The organism is Coleofasciculus sp. LEGE 07092 (genome assembly GCF_015207375.1).
Classification (GTDB): Bacteria; Cyanobacteriota; Cyanobacteriia; order Cyanobacteriales; family Coleofasciculaceae; genus LEGE-07092.
Genome location: NZ_JADEWY010000009.1, coordinates 1 through 20733, shown reverse-complemented (window position 1 = coordinate 20733; position 20733 = coordinate 1). Strand labels below are relative to the sequence as shown.

General features: G+C 47.2%; 20 protein-coding genes. 11 read left to right on the top strand and 9 right to left on the bottom strand.

The window, feature by feature from the left end:
- Positions 1 to 221: 221 nt before the first annotated feature.
- Both IQ257_RS03695 and IQ257_RS03690 read right to left on the bottom strand, forming a co-directional pair.
- Positions 222 to 785 (bottom strand): single-stranded DNA-binding protein, encoded by a 564-nt coding sequence (locus tag IQ257_RS03695; protein WP_193872676.1) that lies wholly within the window; start codon positions 783 to 785, stop codon positions 222 to 224.
- A gap of 256 nt (positions 786 to 1041) precedes the next feature.
- Complete coding sequence (locus IQ257_RS03690) at positions 1042 to 3582, bottom strand: mannose-1-phosphate guanyltransferase (RefSeq protein WP_193872677.1); 2541 nt, start codon at positions 3580 to 3582, stop codon at positions 1042 to 1044.
- 509 nt (positions 3583 to 4091) lie between these two features.
- Between IQ257_RS03690 and IQ257_RS03685 the strand changes: the two genes are divergently transcribed.
- The 4 genes from IQ257_RS03685 (at position 4092) to IQ257_RS03670 (ending at position 7866) form a co-directional block, all read left to right on the top strand.
- Entirely contained in the window at positions 4092 to 4295 is a 204-nt protein-coding gene (locus IQ257_RS03685) for a hypothetical protein (protein WP_193872678.1), read from the top strand.
- Positions 4296 to 4326: 31 nt separating this feature from the next.
- Positions 4327 to 5127: a cobalt-precorrin-6A reductase gene (locus IQ257_RS03680; protein ID WP_193872679.1), complete on the top strand. Its 801-nt coding sequence runs from the start codon at positions 4327 to 4329 to the stop codon at positions 5125 to 5127.
- A gap of 121 nt (positions 5128 to 5248) precedes the next feature.
- Positions 5249 to 6388 (top strand): tetratricopeptide repeat protein, encoded by a 1140-nt coding sequence (locus tag IQ257_RS03675; protein ID WP_193872680.1) that lies wholly within the window; start codon positions 5249 to 5251, stop codon positions 6386 to 6388.
- A gap of 53 nt (positions 6389 to 6441) precedes the next feature.
- Complete coding sequence (locus IQ257_RS03670) at positions 6442 to 7866, top strand: Uma2 family endonuclease (RefSeq protein ID WP_193872681.1); 1425 nt, start codon at positions 6442 to 6444, stop codon at positions 7864 to 7866.
- A 123-nt stretch (positions 7867 to 7989) separates the two neighbouring features.
- On the opposite strand, the gene IQ257_RS03665 is transcribed toward IQ257_RS03670, so the two are convergent.
- The 4 genes from IQ257_RS03665 to patD form a co-directional block, all read right to left on the bottom strand.
- Positions 7990 to 9696, bottom strand: coding sequence for a dipeptide ABC transporter ATP-binding protein (locus IQ257_RS03665; protein WP_193932932.1), 1707 nt, complete (start codon positions 9694 to 9696; stop codon positions 7990 to 7992).
- Positions 9697 to 9781: 85 nt separating this feature from the next.
- On the bottom strand, positions 9782 to 9964 hold the full coding sequence (locus IQ257_RS03660; protein WP_193880107.1) for a hypothetical protein: 183 nt from the start codon (positions 9962 to 9964) through the stop codon (positions 9782 to 9784).
- On the bottom strand, positions 9961 to 10554 hold the full coding sequence (locus tag IQ257_RS03655) for a zf-TFIIB domain-containing protein (protein ID WP_193880104.1): 594 nt from the start codon (positions 10552 to 10554) through the stop codon (positions 9961 to 9963). The genes IQ257_RS03660 and IQ257_RS03655 overlap by 4 nt, the downstream gene beginning before the upstream one ends.
- Before the next feature lie 59 nt (positions 10555 to 10613).
- Positions 10614 to 11156 (bottom strand): heterocyst frequency control protein PatD, encoded by a 543-nt coding sequence (patD, locus tag IQ257_RS03650; RefSeq protein ID WP_228060399.1) that lies wholly within the window; start codon positions 11154 to 11156, stop codon positions 10614 to 10616.
- A 203-nt stretch (positions 11157 to 11359) separates the two neighbouring features.
- Here patD and IQ257_RS03645 point away from each other — a divergent pair, with 203 nt between their 5' ends.
- Entirely contained in the window at positions 11360 to 13621 is a 2262-nt protein-coding gene (locus IQ257_RS03645; protein WP_193880101.1) for a RelA/SpoT family protein, read from the top strand.
- A 179-nt stretch (positions 13622 to 13800) separates the two neighbouring features.
- Here the strand turns inward: IQ257_RS03645 and IQ257_RS03640 are convergent, their stop codons facing one another.
- The gene (locus IQ257_RS03640) at positions 13801 to 14736 is read right to left on the bottom strand and encodes a glycosyltransferase family 2 protein (RefSeq protein ID WP_193880098.1); all 936 of its coding nucleotides are present in this window, start codon (positions 14734 to 14736) and stop codon (positions 13801 to 13803) included.
- Between the two features lie 256 nt (positions 14737 to 14992).
- Here IQ257_RS03640 and IQ257_RS03635 point away from each other — a divergent pair, with 256 nt between their 5' ends.
- Positions 14993 to 15568, top strand: coding sequence for a DUF924 family protein (locus IQ257_RS03635; protein ID WP_193880095.1), 576 nt, complete (start codon positions 14993 to 14995; stop codon positions 15566 to 15568).
- An 86-nt stretch (positions 15569 to 15654) separates the two neighbouring features.
- Positions 15655 to 17358, top strand: a complete 1704-nt coding sequence (locus IQ257_RS03630) for an ABC-ATPase domain-containing protein (protein ID WP_193880092.1) — start codon at positions 15655 to 15657, stop codon at positions 17356 to 17358.
- Here IQ257_RS03630 and IQ257_RS03625 read toward each other — a convergent pair.
- Both IQ257_RS03625 and IQ257_RS03620 read right to left on the bottom strand, forming a co-directional pair.
- Complete coding sequence (locus IQ257_RS03625; protein ID WP_193880090.1) at positions 17355 to 17900, bottom strand: hypothetical protein; 546 nt, start codon at positions 17898 to 17900, stop codon at positions 17355 to 17357. The two genes, IQ257_RS03630 and IQ257_RS03625, sit on opposite strands and share 4 nt — an antisense overlap.
- Positions 17901 to 18198: 298 nt before the next feature.
- The gene (locus IQ257_RS03620) at positions 18199 to 19086 is read right to left on the bottom strand and encodes an alpha/beta fold hydrolase (RefSeq protein WP_193880088.1); all 888 of its coding nucleotides are present in this window, start codon (positions 19084 to 19086) and stop codon (positions 18199 to 18201) included.
- Positions 19087 to 19289: 203 nt separating this feature from the next.
- On the opposite strand from IQ257_RS03620, the gene IQ257_RS03615 reads away from it, so the two are divergent.
- From IQ257_RS03615 to IQ257_RS03600, 4 genes are all read left to right on the top strand, one after another.
- Entirely contained in the window at positions 19290 to 19433 is a 144-nt protein-coding gene (locus tag IQ257_RS03615; protein WP_193880085.1) for a hypothetical protein, read from the top strand.
- 113 nt (positions 19434 to 19546) lie between these two features.
- Complete coding sequence (locus IQ257_RS03610) at positions 19547 to 19864, top strand: 2Fe-2S iron-sulfur cluster-binding protein (protein WP_193880083.1); 318 nt, start codon at positions 19547 to 19549, stop codon at positions 19862 to 19864.
- 39 nt (positions 19865 to 19903) lie between these two features.
- The gene (locus IQ257_RS03605) at positions 19904 to 20086 is read left to right on the top strand and encodes a hypothetical protein (protein WP_193880080.1); all 183 of its coding nucleotides are present in this window, start codon (positions 19904 to 19906) and stop codon (positions 20084 to 20086) included.
- A gap of 22 nt (positions 20087 to 20108) precedes the next feature.
- Positions 20109 to 20733 (top strand): DUF3326 domain-containing protein (locus tag IQ257_RS03600; RefSeq protein ID WP_193932934.1); only part of this gene is annotated, 625 nt, incomplete at its 3' end.

Genomic DNA, 20733 nt, shown 5'->3' with positions numbered 1-20733 from the left:
AGCTGAAACACAATGGGAGTTTTTACAAGCTCGACAACCGACTATAGATAAATTTAATAGAAAGGATTACAAAAAGCAATCCTTTCGGCTCTTTGCTTGCTACATACACTGGAAGGGGAAGCCAGAAATCTTGATCACCTCTCCTAGACAGGGGAGGAGTCAAAACCGTAAAACTATCTGCACCAATCTTCCCCACTCCCTACTCCCCAACGAGAAAGGGATTAAAAAGGAATATCATCCAAGTCTTTCTCACTCTCTGAAGTGACAGACGTTGACGTTGGAACAGTAGCCGGAGGTTCAAAGGTTGGCTCATCGACTGAAGATAAATAATCTCTCCCGGTACTGCTAGGAACAGATGCTGGTGCTGGTGAGCTACGCGCCCTCATGGGGACAACAACGTTATTTGATTTTGGAGTTGATGTGGGTGCCGGAGTCGGCAACGCTGTCGAAGAGGTAGAGACTTGAGGTTCTAACTCAGTATCCGCTCCCAGTTTGTAAATTCGGGAAGCCGTTAATTCAGCACGCTTTTCTTTAAACCCTTCCGATCGCTCGATCGTATTCATCCCCAAGCGACCTTCTATGACAATGCGATCGCCTACTGCATAATTTTCCTTAATGTCATGCGCCAATTCGCGCCAGCCGACTACTTTTAACGTCGTTGGTGGGTCTTCTGCCTTGATACCGGGAAACTCCACCAGCATTTGGGCAATGGGAGTTTGATTGTCAGAGGTATAGCGGAGTTCTGGATCTTGAATGATTTGTGCCATCAAGATGCAGCTATTCATGGTTCAAGTCTCCTGGCGATGAATGCGATCGCTATTTGTTCGAGTGGCGCGTGTTACGTTCTAGTCAGCTTCAAAAAATCTACACCTGAACTAGTGTACCATTGCCACTTTCATCAATGAGCAAGTTAAATCTATCTGAAAAAAAGGAGTCTGCTAGAATTGTCCAGCATCCTCCTTAATTATAGTACAAAAGTACTCAGTTTGATTCAGTATCCGGTCGCCATGGAACGACCCAATCGTTCAGGTGACAGATAGCCTAGATCAAAGCTTCGGCTCTAGGAATCTCTGCCCCACTTTCTTGTTCAACGAACTCTTGAACGTAGTTGCGGTACTTCCGAAGATTTTCGTCTACCCACTCACGGTCATCACTGTTAGCAAAGATATGCACCAGAGGTTCTCCGGCATCTGGCAGAATCAGCACCCAACTGTCTGTTTGGCGTTCGACAATTTTCACCCCGTCGATGAGTTCTAAGTTTTCGTTGGGGTGAGTTTCTACCAGATGGCGCATGAGAGCGCCTTTCACCGTCCAAGGGCAGCGCATCGTGTAGGTTTTATGGCAAACACGAGGAAGTTCACTGCGAATCTGACCGAGCGATCGCTCCTGGATAGTCAGCATCTCGACCAGTTTAGCAATGCAGAACATCGCATCAAAGCCGGGATGGAGCTGCGGGAAAATAAAGCCCATTTCCTCAGAGCCTCCCAGCACCACATTGGGATTCGTTTGAGATGCCTCCATCAACGCTGCCGGATTGGCTTTGGTGCGAATCACTCTGCCATCGTGCCGTCGGGCAATCTGTTCAACAGCACCGGATGCATGTACCGGAACCACCACCGTACTTCTGGGATGTGCTGTCAGAATGACACTCACCAGCAGTGCCGTCAGGGTTTCACCCCGTACAGGCATTCCTGATTCATCCACCAGAATCATTTGCTCCCCATTGGCAGATACCTGCACGCCAAAGTTCCCTTTCAGTGCCTCGACCACTTGACCCAACTGAGTTAGTAATCCCTCCCGTTCATCTGACGAGAGAGACGTTTGGTTCAAGCTGGCATTGAGAACGACCGCATCACAACCAAACTTAGCCAGCAGCACCGGCAGAACAGCACCGGAAACCGCATAAGCGTAGTCAATCACTAACTTCGCGCCACTATTGCGGATGGCTTCAATGTTCAGATGTCGCTCAAAGCCAGTGCTGTAGAGGTCAAGTAACTGACTGGGGTAGTTGACATTGCCAATTTCAGCAATAGGCGATCGCCGCAAGTCTTCCTTGAAGTAAGCACCCTCAATTTTCTTCTCTTTCGCTTTCGAGATATTGATGCCCTTAGCGTCAAAAATTTCGATGAGGATGTAATCGGGGCGATCGGGGTGTACCCTTACGTGAATGCCACCTGCAACGGCTAGGGTGGGAACAACTAAGCGAGTGATCGGAATCGCGGTTGCTTCCAGGTTCTGGACGTGAATGCCGACGGACATCAAACCAGCAATCAAGGACCGGGAAACCATGCGAGAGATGCTCCGCTGGTCGCGGGAGACTGCCACCTGAGAACCCGGTTTTAAGGTAGAACCGTAAGCCGCTCCTAACTTGACCGCAAATTCTGGAGTAATATCGATATTGGCTAAACCTTGGACACCCCGTTGACCAAAAAGATTGCGTTGAGCAGTATTTCCCCAAATGAGATTCATATTCAACGTGGCACCCGATTCAATTTTCTTACTGGGCCAGACACGCACGCTCGGACCAATTTGTGCTTCTTCTCCCACCGTCGAAAGGGAACCAACGACAGCACCTTCTAAAACGTGAGCGCGACGGTCTACTCGCGTTCCTCGAGAAATAACACAGGCACGCAGGTGGGCTTCATCACCGATAATTGAACCATTCCAGAGAATCGGTCGCTTCAGGTCTGCGTAAGCGCCAACGGTAACGTTATCGCCAATTACCGTACCCGATTCAATCCGCGCTCCCGGACCAATGCGGCAATTGTTACCAATCAGGACTGGGGTTTCAATCTTGGCGCTCGGGTCAATGGATGTGTTTTGCCCCACCCACAAGTTGGGGCTTTGTTCTTCGTAGGCATAGTCTAGCTTTACTTTTTTGTGCAAAGCGTCGTATTGCGCTTCCCGGTAAGCATCTAGATGTCCAACATCACACCAGTATCCGTCAGCAACATAGCCATACATCGGCTCCCCTTTTTCTAGGAGCAAGGGAAACAAATCTTTAGAAAAGTCGCTGTCTGTGTTTTCGGGAAGGTACTCTAAAACAGAGGGGTCTAGGATGTAGGTGCCTGTGTTAACGGTATCTGAAAAGATTTCGCTAGTTGAAGGTTTTTCTAAAAACCGACGGATGCGCATTTCCTCATCCGTAATCACCACCCCAAATTCAACGGGATTGGGAACGCGGTACAAAACGATCGTCGCTTTGGATTTTCGGCTTTTATGGAATTCAATCGCGGCTGTCAAATCGAAGTCAGTAATGCTGTCGCCACTGATCACTAAGAAGGTATCATCGAGTAATTCGGCAATATTTTTGACACACCCCGCAGTGCCAAGCGGCTGGTCTTCCTCTACGGCGTAGGTCAGTTGCACCCCAAAATCACTGCCGTCTTGGAAGTAGTCCCGCATAACATCGGGGAGATAGTACAGTGTGGCAATGACCTCTGTAATCTGATGTCGCTTGAGTAGGTTGATAATGTGTTCGGCGATCGGTCGATTTAACACCGGAACCATCGGTTTGGGAAGATCGCAGGTCAGCGGTCTCAGACGTGTTCCCGAACCGCCTGCCATCAGCACTGCTCGCATAAGTCCTCCTAAGTTCTTGCGCTTTACGGCTTTGCTGCCGTATAATTCACGGTTTGTTTGTCTTTAACAGTCTCCGATGAAAAAAGTGAAAAAAGAAACATTTAGCTGGTCACTCTCTCCTAACGGTGTCCCCACAACTGAACAATCGATAGACTGGAACTGAATCTAATGCTACTTTGAGTTGTAGCCGGGATCAATTCCACCTACCCTGGATAAAGCTGAACTGAAAGCCTGAAAGCTTTACGGTGCAACCCATAGGGGTGATATTTTCTAGAGGACAGAACTTGAGAAATTCTGTTGAACTAGGGTCAAACCCTAGAGCTTATCTGGGGAATTGGAGATTGGGAAAAGGCAATGCAACCTCCAAGCTCTAGTTCTGGGTCACTCCAGTCTAACGGGATAGGTGCGGTTAAAATTGAGAAATGAGCGTTACCTACTCGCTGGGCTAATGCTATATTTTGCTTTCAAGTACTGGAAGCCGCCGCTCAGTCGTCATGGGGGTTGATTGAATGAATCCATTTTTAAATTTATTGATTCTGGTTCTATTGGGAGTTTACGGCTACGGGGTTTGGAAGTTCTGGAAGGGGTTCAATCGCACGAACTTCAACCCCAGTCTGCCCAATCGTCTTTACTTGTCCCTGTTGTGGCCCGCTTTGCTCGTGATGAATAAGTCCTATCGCAAAAATTTTACCAAAGCTCTGAAGGGACACTGATTATTGCACTATCGTCGCTTGTTTGAAAAGCGTGTTACCTATTAGCAGACGCCTCTGGCTGATTGGCGGAACGAGTGAGAGTACCCAGTTAGCCGAGGCGATCGCTTTTTTAAAATTACCTTGTATCGTAACTGTCACCACAGCAGCAGCCGAGGCACTTTATCCCAAAACGCCAACGTTACAGGTGCAGGTAGGGCGTTTGGATGCCAGCCAGCTCAATCAGTTTTTGCGGCAGCAGCAAATTAGTGCGATTCTCGACGCCTCCCATCCATTTGCGGTGGAAATTTCTCAGAGGGCAATTCAGGCAGCACAATCGTTGCAAATTCCCTATCTACGCTTTGAGCGTCCAGCGGTTGAGTCTCAAGGGGATAACCCACAGGTCATTTACCTAGACAGTTTTCAGACTTTGTTAGAAAGCGATTACCTCGACCAGCAGCGGGTACTACTCACAGTCGGTTACAAAGCCTTATCCTTGTTTCGCAATTGGCAAAACCGCTCAACTCTATTCGCCCGCATTTTACCCGCTGTCACGTCCCTAGAAGCCGCCATAGCCGCTGGATTTAGTTCTGATCGTCTGATTGCCCTACGCCCCCCTGTAACCGCTGAATTGGAAAAGGCGCTTTGGTGTGGCTGGAATATCTCGTTAGTTGTAACTAAAGCATCAGGAGTAGCTGGGGGAGAAGCGGTGAAACGGCACGTTGCTGCTCAATTGAGTATCCCGTTAGTGGTTATTGCTCGCCCAGTCGTGGAGTATCCGCAACAAACCAGTAAGTTATCGGTCGCCTTAGAATTTGCCCAAGGTATTTATACCAAGTTGCGTTCTAAGCCGTAACTTTGAGAAAGGGAGTGGGCTTCCGCCGTGAGCGTCAGCCGAACGGGAGTAGGGAGTAAGGAGTGGGGTAAAAATTTTGTCCTACTCCCTACTCAATCCAAAATCTAAAATCTACAATCCAATGACTGACCCAAACGCTGCTAAATTTATTTTTCAACAGGGTGTGCGCTGTTTAGAGTCGCGAGATTTTGATGCTGCCGTTGCCCTTTTTGATGATGCGGTTCAGCTAACGCCTGAAAATGTGGATGCTTGGGCTTGTCGCGGATTGGCACTGGGACATTTGCAGCGTTACGAGGAGTCTGTTGCTAGTTTTGACCGAGCCAGTGAATTGAAGCCGGATGATACTCGAATTTGGTTAAATCGGGGTATTGCTCTGGCGGAGTGGGGGCAACATGAAAAAGCGATCGCAAGTTTTGACAAGGTGATTGAGATTGAACCCGACCATTACGAGGCTTGGGGCGATCGGGGAAATTCTTTGGCGTTTTTGGGTCGTAATAAAGAGGCGCTGACTGACTATGAGAAAGCTATAGAAATTAACCCAAATTACTATAAAGCGTGGAGTAATCGGGGTAATGTACTCACGAACTTAGGTCGCGTGCAAACAGCTATTAAAAGTTACGATAAAGCCCTTTACCTTAATCCGGATGACCCGGAAGTTTGGTACAACCGAGGCTGTGCCTTGATGGTAGCGGATAAACTTGAAGAGGCGATCGCCAGTTTTGGCAAGGCGATAGAAATTAAGCAAGATCATGTAGGCAGTTGGATTAATCGAGGGAATATGCTGTCTAAGTTGGGGAAGCAAAAAGAGTCCTTGATATGCTTTGAGAAAGCCCTAGAATTTGACCCTAATGAGACTCACGCTTGGAATAATCGGGGGTTGACACTGCGGCGATTGGGTCGCTTGAAGGAAGCGATCGCTAGTTATGATAAGGCGTTAGTCTGTATGCCGGAGAACTATGAAGCTTGGGACAATCGGGGCTATGCGTTGGTGAAGTTGGGGCGCTATAAGGAAGCGATGGAAAATTTTGATAAGGCGTTAGCGGTTAATCCCAATCATGTAAATGCGATTTATAACAAGGGGTATTGTTATGCAATGCAGGGGAATGTGACGTTAGCGGTTAATCATATTGAACAGGCGATTAAACTGAATCCGGCTAAGTACCTGCCGTTTGCGAAAACTGATCCAGATTTGGAGCGGTTGCGGAAGAATAAGCGGTTTCAGGCGTTGATTGGGGATGTCAAGAGAAGTGAGGGAAAGTAGCATTAAAATTTAGATGACGAATTTGGCAAAACTTGAATGGAATAAATACTGCAATGAGTACAGCAACATTAGAGCGCAATAAGGAAGTAACAGCTAAACTCGAACAACTCCTGGAAATCAAACCTGACAAGGAAGATGCATGGTATAACCAGGGCAACGAGCTGTTCAAGTTAGAACGTTATGAAGAAGCGATAATAAACTACGAAAAACCCCTACAGAAAAAACAAGATTTCTCCGACGCTTGGTACAACCGGGGCAATGCACTGTTTCAGTTGGGACGTTATGAAGATGCAATCAAGAGCTATGATAAAGCCCTGAAAGGAAAAGAAGATGAATTCTACGAAGCTTGGTACAACCGAGGTGATACGCTATTTCACTTGGAACACTTTGAAGATGCAATTTATAGCTGGCGCAAAGCTCTAGAAATTAAACCAGACCTTTATCAAGCTTTGAATAATTGGGGTTTAGCACTTGATGAGTTAGGACGTGATGAAGAAGCCCTAACGTGCTACGAGGAAGCTATAAAAAAAAATCAGGAATTCTACAACGCTTGGTACAATCAAGGTGTAGCCTTGGGAAACTTGGGGCGCTACAGAGAAGCGATCGCTAGCTTTAACAAAGTCCTAGAATTTCAACCTAACTATGCCGATGCTTTTTACAACAAGGCTTGCTGCTATGCCTTGCAAGGTAATGTTGAGCAAGCTATCGAGAACTTACAACAAGCCCTTAATCTGAGTCCTGACGAATACCGAGAGGATGCAAAAATTGACTCAGACTTTGATAGCATTCGAGAAGATGAGCGCTTTCAGGCATTAATTCAGGAGAGAAGCGACGAGGAAGACAGAGAAACACGAGAACTACGCTATAACGTCAGTTGGGAAGAGTTTGAAAGTATTCTAGAACAACTAGGCGATAATCGTTCTGCAAGATTAGCTTATGACCGAGGAACACTTGAAATTAGAATGCCATCGCAGAAACACGAATACTACAAAGAAATCATCAGGGATTTGATTAAATACCTAGCAGAAGAATTGGATATGGATTGCGAGGCTCTCGGTTCAACCACCTGGAAACGAAAAGATTTATTGAAGGGAGCAGAGCCTGATAATTGCTTCTATATTCAGAATGAGCCAGCGATTCGGAATATAAAGCCGAACATCAACCTTTCTAAAGACCCGCCTCCAGACCTGATCCTGGAAGTAGACTATACCAGCCCTTCCCTCAAAAGACAAGCCATTTATGCCGCTCTAGGAGTTCCTGAAATTTGGCTCTATGACATGACTGTACTGCACATCTATCAGCTTGAATCAGGAACCTACAAAGAAACTGATACAAGCCTGGCTTTTGGGACATTTCCGGCTAAAGAAATACCTGGGTTCATTGAACAAAATATAAGTGCAAGTCCAAGAATTTTTCAGAAAGCTTTCCGCGCTTGGGTGAGACAGTATCTGGCAGAAATGTCTCAAGAGAATGCTTGAGACGCAGCTTTGTTATTGGGTTACTTTATGTCCTTTCCCACAAATAAAGAGTTAGTTAATAGCTGAGACAGGCAAGATGCCTGTCCTACGGGAATTGAATAAATGACTAACTCCTCTGCACCCCTACTTACCCGGATGTGTTGCTAGTAGGGGAGCAGCTTGTAGGAGTGTTTGAGTGTAGGGGTGTTGGGGATTGGTAAAGAGTTCCTCAGTTGCTCTCATTTCCACAATTTTACCCTTATTCATAACAGCGATCGCATCGCAAAAGAACCGCGCTACCCAAAGGTCATGGGTAATGAACAAATACGTTAATTTAAATTCATCCTTCAGCGATCGCATCAACTCCAGTACCTGCGTCTGCACACTAGCATCCAGCATACTCACGGGTTCATCACAGATTAACAAACTTGGGCGAGTAATCAAAGCCCGTGCGATCGCTACTCGTTGTTGCTGTCCCCCGGATAAGTCTGCTGGATATCGATGGTAGTACTCCTCTGTCGGAGTTAACCCCACCCGTTCCAGCATCTCAATTACTTGACGTTTTGCTGCCATAGCATCTGCCATGTGGTGAATAAAGAGTGGATCAGCAATACTTTGTCCCACCGTCATCAACGGATTAAGACAAGCATGGGGATCTTGAAATATCATTTGGATTTGCCGTCGCATTTCCCGCAGAGATTTTCGATCTAGTTGGGTTAAGTTGGTTCCCTGAAATTCAACGGTTCCAGAAGTCGGAGCAATAAGCTGCAAAATTGTGCGAGACAGAGTACTCTTGCCACATCCTGATTCTCCCACGAGTCCCAATACCTGACCCGGATACAGTTCAAAACTGACATTATCGACTGCTTTGATAAGTTGACGCTCTTTAGAAAAGAATTGAGCGATAAAATTTCCTTCTAAGGTGTAATACTGCTTTAGATTTTTCACCCGCAGTATAGGTGAGGTGTTCAGATAAGAAGGTGAGGCAATCAAACTCTCCCCTGCACCCCTGCACCCCTGCTCCTCCGCTCCTCCGCTCCCCCGCTCCTCATCTCCCACGGCTTGAATGTGCAACGCTGCTGCCAAGAGCGATCGCGTATACTCATGCTGGGGTTTGTGCAAAATGTCCCCAAATGCACCCATTTCTACCATCTTGCCGCCATACATTACCGCGATGCGATCGCAGTACTCCCCTACCATTGCCAGGTCGTGGGAAATTAGCAACAGTGCCATATCCCGTTCCCGGCACAATCGAGTTAATTCTGCTAAAATCTGTGCTGATACGGTAACATCCAGACTGGTAGTGGGTTCGTCGGCAACAATCAGCTTAGGATTGAGCAATAGCGCTAAAGCGATCGCTACCCGTTGTCGCATCCCACCACTAAACTCGTGGGGATACTGCGACCAGCGATTAGCCGGAATCTTTACTGCTTCTAGCGTTTCAATCGCCTTTTCCTTACTCTCCTTACGAGACAAGTGGGATTGATGCGCTCTTAATGTTTCAATGCAATGCTCCCCAATCGTCATCAGGGGATCGAGGCGAGTCATCGGGTCTTGAAACACCAGCGCCACCACTTCCCCACGAAACTGGCGTAACTGAGTCGCTGTGAGATCAAAAACCGACCGCCCCTCAAACCAGACTTTTCCCTCAATCTGACTAGATGGCGGTAACAGTCGCATTGCCGCTCGTCCCAAAGTTGACTTACCACACCCTGACTCTCCCACCAATCCCAATCGTTCTCCAGGATTCAGGGTAAATGAGACATCATCCACCGCCCATCGGGTAACGGCTGCTGTCTGAGTGGGATAAGCTATCCGCAAATTTTCGACGCAAAAAAGGGCTTCAGTCATGCTTGACAGGGAAAAGGTAACGAGTCATCGGTGACTTGATTGCTCAATCCTATGCAAAAATGTTCCAATTTCCAAACGGTTCCCTCTAGTCCTGCTGCGCCAAGTCCTTAAGCCGCTTCAAAATCTGCAAGACCTGATAGAGTCCATTTTCTCGATTGGCAATGGTGAACTCATCAGACAAGGCATATTGAGGAAGCTCTTGCTGTAGGTTAAACTTTTCTTCGACCTCATAAAGCGAAAGGTCACTTGCTTGTAAGATTTGAATCATCTCTCACTTTTAGGATTTTGCGGTTGCACATTACCTGCAACGCGCCGCATTAAATAGGCAACGCCAAAATCTCCATTCGGATGATTCGCTAACCGTTCTGCCAATTCAAATACCTGGAATGCCAGTTCACTGCCTAATTTGTCCGCAGTCGCTTGCCGTTCTTTTTCCCAAAGTTGTCGTTCTCGTGCCTTAGTCTGCCATTCATTGGTAAAAAGCTGTTCAATGGTGGTGTGCAATCCTAGCCGTTCCAGAATGTCCCACTCACCCTTATCGCACCAAATCCCCCGGCATTGGGGACACCGTTCCACATAAAACGGTGTTTTCAGGTTGACTTTAGCGCGAGACAGGTAACGCTGGCACTCTGGACATAATGCTGCTTTGGTATCAAAAGGAGACTTGACAAATTGTATATCTAGTGAATCGGGAGGTAAATCCGATACGGTTTGATTGTAGGTTTGACGTGCTTGCCACCCTTCGTACTCGTTAGCCGGAATCCAGGTGCCTTTGCATTCCTGGCAGGACTTGACAGCAAACTTATCGGATAGGGAGCCGTCTACCAGGGACACTGTTCTACATTTGGGACATTGCACGGGTTATTTTTCCTCAAAGCGTCCAATTTTATTAATCTACTGCGAATGGAGCGATCGCGCTAAAATTGAAGCAAACTCTGGCAATACTGAATCAGGGTGTTGAGGCGATCACGAATGCCTGAAGCCCTAGAGTTAAATGTTGCAGAACTCCGCGAAGCCTGCAATAGCATCATATCTGTCTCTAACAGTCGTATCTGTTTGTGAATTTCTGTCTGAACAGACTGCCACCGAGAGGTAAAGTCCGGTGCTATGTTATCCGCACTCAGACTGGCAATTCGGTCGTAGTAGAGCTGTTTAACTGCCTGGAAAGGTTCTAGAATGGTTGCTACCTCTAAATCGGGAGAAGCCATCCTATCGTAGAGCTGCTCTAGGGCTTGTTGAAATTTCTGATAGTGCTGACTTTGTGACGGTGCTAACATGATTGACCTCGTTGGTCTAAAATTAATGTAAAGAATCTTTTCTTTTTTCAAAGTAATTGCTGATATTAAAGCTAGCGCTAAGGCATAAACCTTAAAACCAGCTTTTCCTACCCAGGAGCGATGAACCGAAAGGCTTCCTCGCTCTACCACTGTCGTATCGGCAAACCCTTGTCTCTCGATCAAGTTCTGCTCAATCGCTCATCTGGCAAGACCTTGGAGTAGTCTCATCAAGGAGGATAACGTCAAACCCTGTTTAACATCCCGTCTCAATCATTGCAGCAGGTGCCGGAGGAGTGAAACCGAGGGGGGAAGCAGCCCCACGGGAGATCTCCCTACAGTTGTACACAACTCCTACAGCTATTTTTTATCGGTTAAGGAAAGTAACTATGGATGCCATGACTCTAACTTCAACGTCTACTTACAACCTTGAAGTTCCTGACTGGTTAAAGGACTGTTTATCAACAGCGTCCTCAACCAACGAACAAACCCTGCCTGACGACACGGCTTTAGTCGTTCGGGCGTTTGAATTTGCCTACCAACTCCACTCAACCCAGTACCGTGCATCTGGGGAACCTTACATTGCCCATCCAGTCGCCGTTGCCGGTTTATTAAGAGATTTAGGCGGCAACAGTACTATGATAGCGGCTGGATTGCTCCATGACGTGGTGGAGGATACTGACGTTACCCTTGAAGAAATTGAATCTTGGTTCGGAAGCGAAGTACGGCAGCTCGTAGAAGGCGTCACCAAGCTGTCTAAATTCAACTTCTCTAGCAAAACCGAGCGCCAAGCCGAAAACTTCCGCCGGATGTTTCTGGCAATGGCAAAAGATATTCGGGTGATTGTGGTGAAGTTGGCAGACCGACTGCACAATATGCGCACCTTAGAACATTTGAAGCCAGAAAAACAGCGGGCGATCGCTCAGGAAACCCGCGATATCTTCGCACCCCTAGCAAATCGCCTGGGAATTGGACGCTTTAAATGGGAATTAGAAGATCTAGCGTTTAAGTATCTCGAACCGCAAGCCTACCGCCAGATGCAAGCACTGGTAGCTGAACGACGTTCAGATCGGGAAGAGCGATTAACAAAGGTCACGCAAATTCTGCGGCAGCGTCTTGAGGAGGTTGGCATCCAGGGACTCGATATCAGCGCTCGTCCCAAGCACTTGTATGGAATTTACCAGAAAATGCAGCGGCAGCAAAAAGGATTTCACGAAATCTACGACCTTGCTGCCATGCGACTGCTTGTAAAGACAAAAGAAGAGTGCTACCGTGCATTGGCTGTAGTTCACGATGCCTTTCGACCGATTCCGGGTCGGTTTAAAGACTACATCGGCTTACCCAAACCGAATCGCTATCAGTCGCTGCATACCGGTGTCATCGGGACTCACGGGCGTCCCATTGAGATCCAAATTCGCACCCTAGAAATGCATCACATTGCCGAATATGGAATTGCCGCGCACTGGAAATACAAGGAAAGCGGTGGCTCGAACCATATTCGACTATCCACGGAAGATGAAAAATTTACTTGGCTGCGGCAGTTGCTGGAATGGCAGAGTGACTTAAAAGATGCTCAGGAATACATCGACAGCGTTAAAGATAATTTATTTGAGGATGATGTCTATGTATTCACCCCGAATGGGGATGTGATGGCTCTAAACCGGGGAGCAACGGCAGTTGATTTTGCCTATCGAATTCACACGGAGGTGGGACATCACTGTGCTGGTGTGAGAATTAACGGTCAGTGGCGGGTGCTGGATACGCCATTGAAGAATGGGGATATTGTAGAAATTGTCACCCAGAAAAATAGCCATCCGAGTTTAGATTGGTTAAATTTTGTCGTCACTCCCAGCGCTCGTAACCGGATTCGGCAATGGTACAAGCGATCAAATCGTGATGAAAATCTTGCCCGAGGTCGGGGACTGTTGGAGAAGGAAGTCGGTAAAAAGGGCTTTGAATCCTTACTCAAATCTCAACCCATGAACTCCGTTGCCGAACGCTGCAATTACCACAGTGTCGAAGATTTACTAGCGGCGCTGGGATACGGTGAGGTGACTCTCAACTTAGTCCTCAATCGACTGCGAGGCGAGGTGACAGAGACACAACCGATTGAAACGACAGAAACAATCGAAGAAACCCTTGTATCCACTGCTTCAGTCTCTAAAATGCCTGCCAATTCGGGTACGGCTAAAGATGAACCCATTGCAGGTGTAGAAGGACTAATGCACCGTATTGCCGGGTGTTGCAATCCTATTCCTGGGGAAGCGATTATTGGCGTTGTTACTCGCTTGCGCGGAATTTCGATTCATCGTCAAGGTTGTTCTAACGTGGAAAATGTGCCAGGAGAACGACTCATCCCAGTCAATTGGAATCCAACGGATAGCGATAATGGACGCCCTCAAACCTATCCAGTCAACTTACAAATTGAAGTCCTCGATCGAGTGGGAGTCTTCAAAGATATCCTCTCTCGCTTGAGCGACCAACACATCAACATCCGCAAAGCTCAGGTGAAAACTCAAGACGGTAAACCCGCGATTATTGACTTGTGTATTGATATTCGCGATTACGAGCAGTTGCAGCAAAGCTGTACTCAGATTAAAAAAATGAGCGACATTTTGAATCTGCGACGGATGTCTGATGTGACTGAGTAATGGTTTCTTTGCTTTAATCCAAAGTTCAAAGCTCAAGCTTCCAAAAATTCCAGGCTAACAATCAAAGTTTTTTGTGATAAGGGTAGAGTCTATATAAATAAGCTCATTATTAATACCTCCACTGATTAAGCATTCTGCTATGAATCTCCTGAAATCCACTTGAGTTATCTGGAACATCTTTACTGTTGCATTTGGGAATACGCGGCATAAACCCCCTGCACGTTATACCAGTTGAGAAAAATGCGGGCAACTTCTAATGCTAACTGGGGCTTGCCTCGGTCAATCAACCATTGTAGAAAAGGAGCCATTGTCCGTTCGTTGAGTCTACCACCCAGAGAAAGGATTCCCCAAAGAAGACGGTGCAGCCATGTCATCTGAATCATCATCCGTACTTCCCACGTCGGGTGCTTTTGGTAGAACAAAACCCCCATGCGTCCCCGTTGGATTTCTCGGTCTATCATGGGGGGAATTTGGTTTAAAGCAAAGGGGGGATGCCAGTGATAACCGACAGCAGCCGGACATTTTATTAGTTTTAAGCCGAGTTGTTTGAGTCTGACACCCAGTTCTAAATCTTCCCAACCGTAGAGTTGGAAGCGGGTATCAAAGAGTCCAGCTTTTTCGAGCCATTTCCGAGCGATCGCTACATTTCCCGTCGCAAAATAAGCCGCTGAAAAATCCGTTAGCTTGTAGGGTTCGGAGGTGGGGTTATCGAAATTACAGGTATTGACTACCCAGCCATAGGTGAAGAAGCGATCGCTTCCCCATTTTTTCTGTCCTTCCATTAGGGCATCGGCATGGGCTTGCAGGAAATGCTCAGTAACCACTAAATCGCTGTCAATAAAGATAATGGTATCCCCCTGAGCCTGCTCAACGCCTAGATTTCGAGCGGCTGCCGGTCCTAAGTGATTTTGAGCAAACCTTTGTACATGGGGAAATTCGCTTTTGTGAGACTCCAACCAGTCTAAGGTTCCATCGCTTGAGCCATCGTCCACTACCACTACTTCATAGTCAATGACAGAGCGATCGCTGCTGAGGTGTTGGTGTTCCAACGCTCTCAGGCACTTTTCCAGAATAGGGAGGCGGTTGTAAGTGGGAATGACAACGCTGAAAAACAAGGGAGACTCCAATCTACACAGGATGAATCTCTTCAGCCTATCAATTGTTGTACAGAAATTGGGTACAAATAGACTGCAATGCCACTGTCACATCTATAAGTGTGTACTTTTTTCTTGAAAAGTTAAAGGGAGTCTCCTAACGATAGTTAGATTTCCATTGATACTATCCGATATGGGTGCATCTAGTCATATAGACTAGTGATCAATAAGTCTAGTTGAGGATTGATTTTAACGCCAATAACAGGAACACAAATTGATGTCACAAGTTAAGGAAATTTTAGAGTTTTGGTTTGGTAAGCCAGATGATGCAGATTACGGAAAAAAGCGCAAGCAGTGGTTTACCAAAAATCCAGCCTTTGACGAAGACGTGCGATCGCGCTTTCTCCACGATTACCAGCAAGCCGCAGGGGGTCAACTCAATAACTGGAAAACAGCCCCCCACAGTTGTCTGGCACTCATTATCCTGCTCGATCAGTTCCCCCGCAATATGTTTCGCGGACAGCCCCAAGCCTTTGCAACCGACTCCCAAGCCCTCGAAACCGCCCAACATACCATTGAGTGCGGTTTTGCTCAGGAATTACTTCCCATTCAGCGATGGTTCATTTATATGCCCTTTGAACACAGCGAGAATCTCAAAGATCAGCATCAGTCCGTCAAGTTGTTCTCAACCCTTAAAGATGATCCCAACTGCTCTGACGGCATCAATTACGCCGACCGCCATCTTAGAGTCATCGAACGCTTCGGACGCTTTCCCCATCGCAACTCAATTTTAGGTCGCCAGACAACACCAGCAGAAGCTGAGTTCCTGAAGCAACCGGGTTCATCGTTTTAAAGTTAGGCAAGCTTGTTAAAATCTTGATACTTTGTCATTAGTCATTAGTTTTTCGCGAACAATCTATGACCCACGATGAATGACCCATGACCCATTCAGAAAACCTGCACCAGTTACTGCTACAACTCGACGATCGCGGCTACAAAGCCTACAAAGATATCAAGGGACGTTACCAGTTCCCCCATTTCACCCTCATTGTTGATCGCGTCCAAGGCGATCCCTTTGCTAGCCCCAGTCAGGTGCGAGTGCAAATTCCCCAGTCCATTGCCGATTTTCCCCCTGAACTCTATCGCACCCCCAGCCGAGAAATTGCTCTCCGAGATTACCTGACACGCCAATTTGACCGAGTGGCAAAAACGATGAGCGATCGCCGAGGCACAGGCAACAGCGGACTCATTGCGATCACTCAGGTGGGACAATCAGTACTTGAGCGTACCTCCGCCTTCATCACCGACGAACTGGTAGAAGTACGGTTCGTTGTCGGATTACCAGCACGAGGTCGCCGTATATCGGGGTGGCAAGCGGCGGAGATGCTGTGCAAAGATATTCCCCAACTCGTTGACGACGCCCTCAAGTACAAATCTCTAGATGCTACTGCGATTCAACAACACGTCGAAACCGTTGAAGATGCCGACTGGTTGCGCCAGCAGCTAGATGAACGAGAATTAGTGGCGTTTGTTGCTGACGGTGCAATTTTGCCTCGGATGAGTGGCGTTAATGATCGCCCCTTGCGCGATGATGCCATCCCCTTCCAATCTCCAGAAGCGCTGCGTGTCACCTTTACCTGTCCTAATCGGGGAGTCGTGACGGGAATGGGGATTTCAGAAGGGGTTACTTTAATTGTTGGCGGCGGTTATCACGGCAAATCTACCTTACTCGGCGCACTTGAGGTTGGTGTTTATAACCACATTCCTGGAGATGGGCGAGAATTTGTCGTGACTCGATCATCTGCCGTGAAAATTCGTGCTGAAGACGGTCGTAGTATTGCCAGTGTCGATATTTCACCCTTTATTAATCAGCTACCCCAAGGTCGCTCCACCCGTCAATTTTCGACCCCGAATGCCAGCGGCAGCACCTCCCAAGCGGCAAACATTATTGAGGCACTAGAAGCGGATGCCCAACTGTTACTAGTCGATGAGGACACAGCCGCGACAAACTTCATGATTCGCGATCACCGGATGCAGCAATTGATTGCTAAAGAGAAGGAACCGATTACCCCGTTTATTGATAAGGTGCGACAGTTGTATACTGACTATGGGGTTTCAACTCTCTTAGTGATGGGTGGTAGCGGCGATTATTTTGATGTCGCGGACACCGTGATTGCGATGGACAACTTTCAACCCCACGACGTTACCAAAAAAGCCAAAGCGATCGCCGAGCAACACAAAACGGAACGCCTTGCCGAAGGGGGTACAGAGTTTGGTGATATTGCCCCCCGCATTCCCTCACCCGAAAGTATTGACCCGAGTCGGGGGCAGCGTGAGGTCAAGTTGAAAGTCCGGGATGTGGATGAGGTGGTATTTGGCACTGAGGAAATTGATGTGGCGGCAGTGGAACAGATTGTCGAAAAAGGGCAGTTAAGAGCGATCGCTCAAGCAATTGTCTATGCCAAACGGCAGTGTATCAACGGACGGCATACTATGCCAGAGATCCTGAATCGTGTTATGGCAGATATTGAGTCCAACGGATTGGATATTCTCTCAAACTTGCCCGAAGGAGACTTAGTTCTATTCCGTCGCTTTGAGCTGGCGGCGGCGTTAAATCGATTGCGGACTCTGAAAGTGCGTTAATTTTTTAGAGTGCTTTTTGCAGGAGTAAGGAATTTCCAGTCTTTATTCAAACACCGCAATACGTCTGAATTGAAGAGAATAACTTTTTGGTAATCGGGGAATTTTTCGGTACAAATACGCACGGAGATTTGCCCCAATGTCTCGCTAAATAAAAGTTGCTTGAATAACAGGTTATCGGTGAGAGAAATAATATGAGCAGCAGTCGCAAACTCTCCTTCTAAGCCAAAGTCAACATTGAGTTTGAGGTGATGGACTTCATGAATGCAGCGGAACAGCATATTAACGTCTGAACCGAGAAGATCGGAGTTATTAAACTGAGTGCTGATGAGTAATTTTCCTTGGTTGAAATCAGCATGAATATCTTCTAAACAGAGTTCCGCTCCTTTCATGTAGGGTACAAAATCAACATACTGACAATCGATTCCCTGAAGTTCAACTTGCGCTAAATCAACAATAAATTGGCGAAAACTCCTAATTACAGAGGAAGAGAGTTCAGTGTTGGGAGTAGCAATATAGTACTGAGCGATGTCTTCGATATTCATTGGAGCTTTCTACTAGATGCAACCGGATAAGACTCTCAACAACCAGAATAGGTGAATGATAAGTCATCGGACTGATTCCCCTTTAATTGTGATGATTTTTAGCTGTAAAATCTTCGAGGCAACTACTTAATTTCTGGATAAATTTTTCCTAAAATGCGCGTATATTTACGGATATAAGTAATGGGTTCCAGATAAATATCCGTAAGGAGAGAGATGGTCGGTAATCTCTCTCCTTTAAAAATCACAAAATTGCCCAGCAGATTATACCCAATCTGTCCCTACTCCCTACTCCCCAGATCTATGCCTTATTCAACCAATCAAGAATCAGTGAATTAACGGCATCGGGTTTCTCATCGTGAGGGCAATGACCGGCATTGGGAATTGTAAAAAATTCCACATCTCGTCCCATCTGACGCTGCTGTTGATAAATTTCCGCACCTGCAATGGGAGTCCAAGGGTCATCTTCTCCCCAAATAACTAGTAAGGGACGCTCTACTTTGGATAATAAGTCTGTTGGTGAAGGACCCGGAGGAGCGGTAAGTACAGAAGCGAAGACCTGTTGCGCACCAGAATCACAGGAGGGTGTGTAGATTAAGTCTATTAATTCTTCTGTAATGGCTTCTGGATCGCGGTAAACTTGGCTGAGGGTGCGGCGGAGCCGGGGTTTTTGGCGGATGAGGTTAAACAGGAATGGTCCAGTAATTTTGGAACTCACGAGTTTGGTAAACGCGCCCATAACTAATCGCAGGGGTAGGTGCAACTCGTCGGGACGGTGATTTAGACCTCCAGCACAGTTAATCAAAACGCCACCAACCGCCATCTCTGGATAGTTCGTCACGATCATGAGACTTAGCAGCGCCCCGATAGAGTTACCGACAAATACAGTGGGTTCACTGATATGAGTATCCCAGAAATCCTTTAACTGTTGCTGCCACAACTCCAGGGAATAGTCCAGTGGGGGTTTGTCAGAACCTCCGAATCCCAAAAGGTCGATGGCAAACACGCGATAACCAGCAGCAGCAAGGATGGGGATATTTTTGCGCCAATGTCCAATAGACGCGCCAAAACCGTGAATGAGTACTAGGGGTTTGCCAGTTCCCATGAGGGTGTATTGAATTTGATGACCTTGCCAAGTCCAAACGTGCTTTTCAAGCGTATTTGTTTCCAGTAAGGGTTGTGGAGTCACGATGTTTATTGAAGAGGATTTCAAAGATTTATTTCTATAATACCTGTGTTTTATGAAGATTTCTTAATCATTTAGGGGATCATCTGGGTACTCTCAAGAGTTTCTGAATACTTGAGCACTGCCTATTCCCGAATGTTGTAAGGAGCAAATGTGCTTGGTATGAGGTCTAAGTCATTAATGTCGAACTTGAAGCAGACGAGCCAGTGCTAGGACAGACATTCTACTACGACGAGACAAAACAGAAGGCTCCCTATAAAATTGCCACCACCCGACGCCAGTGGCTGGAGGATATGCCCAAACGTGATCGCTTATCGCTTGGTGAGAAGCAACCTGAGGATGTCCAATAAACTCTCATAGATTTCTGTGCCAGACGCCGTGGCTGTCTCCTCAGCAATTGAGGTACACAACACAGTTCAGGTACTATAAAAGGTTCGGAGTCTCAAGCTTGAGAATTTACGCAATGCCCCAGACCTATACCGTCCAAATCAATCACCAAGGCACTACTCACACCATCGAAGCCCCAGAGGATAAACAGATCCTCAAGGCAGCTTATGCGGCTGGCATAGATTTGCCAAGTTCCTGTAATGCCGGAGTTTGTACCACCTGTGCTGCCAAACTCTTAGAAGGAAAGGTAGACCAGAGCGATGGTATGGGACTCAGTCCAGAATTACAAAAGGAAGGGTACGTGTTGCTCTGTGTGGCATATCCCCGCTCTAACCTGAAGATTGAGTCAGAAAAAGAAGATGAGGTCTACGATCGCCAATTCGGTCAGCCTTGAATTTAAGTACACTACCACTACACCGAGAGGAATTCTCAAATGACAACCCACTTCATTACTGCTGAGATTGACCTGCAAGAAACACCCAACCAACTGCATCAAGCCATTGAAGCCGAACTGCAAAAACGAGGAGAACCCCTACGCTGGGCGATTACCCGCGTCGATACCCAGCAGCAAAAGGCTCATATTGAAGCCATTGTCACCAACACTCCGAGTCAATGATGAATTCTGAATCATAATTCTTATTGTGCGTCCTTACACTGTTGTTTTAATCGTGCCTACGGGGGTAGGAGCGTCAATTGGTGGGTATGCGGGGGACGCCCTACCTGTAGCCAGAGCGATCGCCAAAATAAGCGATCGCCTGATTACTCACCCCAACGTCCTCAACGGTGCTCAACTGTACTGGAACTTACCCAACAGCCTGTATGTAGAAGGGTATGGACTTGACAAATTTGCTGATAAATGCTGGGGATTACGCCCTGTGCATCAAAATCGGGTGGGTTTGATTCTCGATCAAGGCATTGAACCCGACTTGCGGCTGCGACACCTGCAAGCAGCAGATGCCACCCGCGCTACCTTAGGACTGAATTTGACCGACTATGTAGTGACGGACGCTCCCTTAAACGTGGAACTGCGAACTGCTCCATCGGGAGCCAGTTGGGGGACAATTGGTAATCCTGGCAGCTTGTTACGAGCGGCGGAGGTGTTGATTCATAAAGCTAATGCTGAAGCGATCGCAGTGGTTGCCCGCTTCCCCGACGATCCCGGTAACGAAGCTCTAGAAGCATACCGCCACGGACAGGGAGTAGATCCCCTCGCTGGTGCCGAGGCGGTTATCAGTCACCTAATTGTCCGTACCTTTCAAGTCC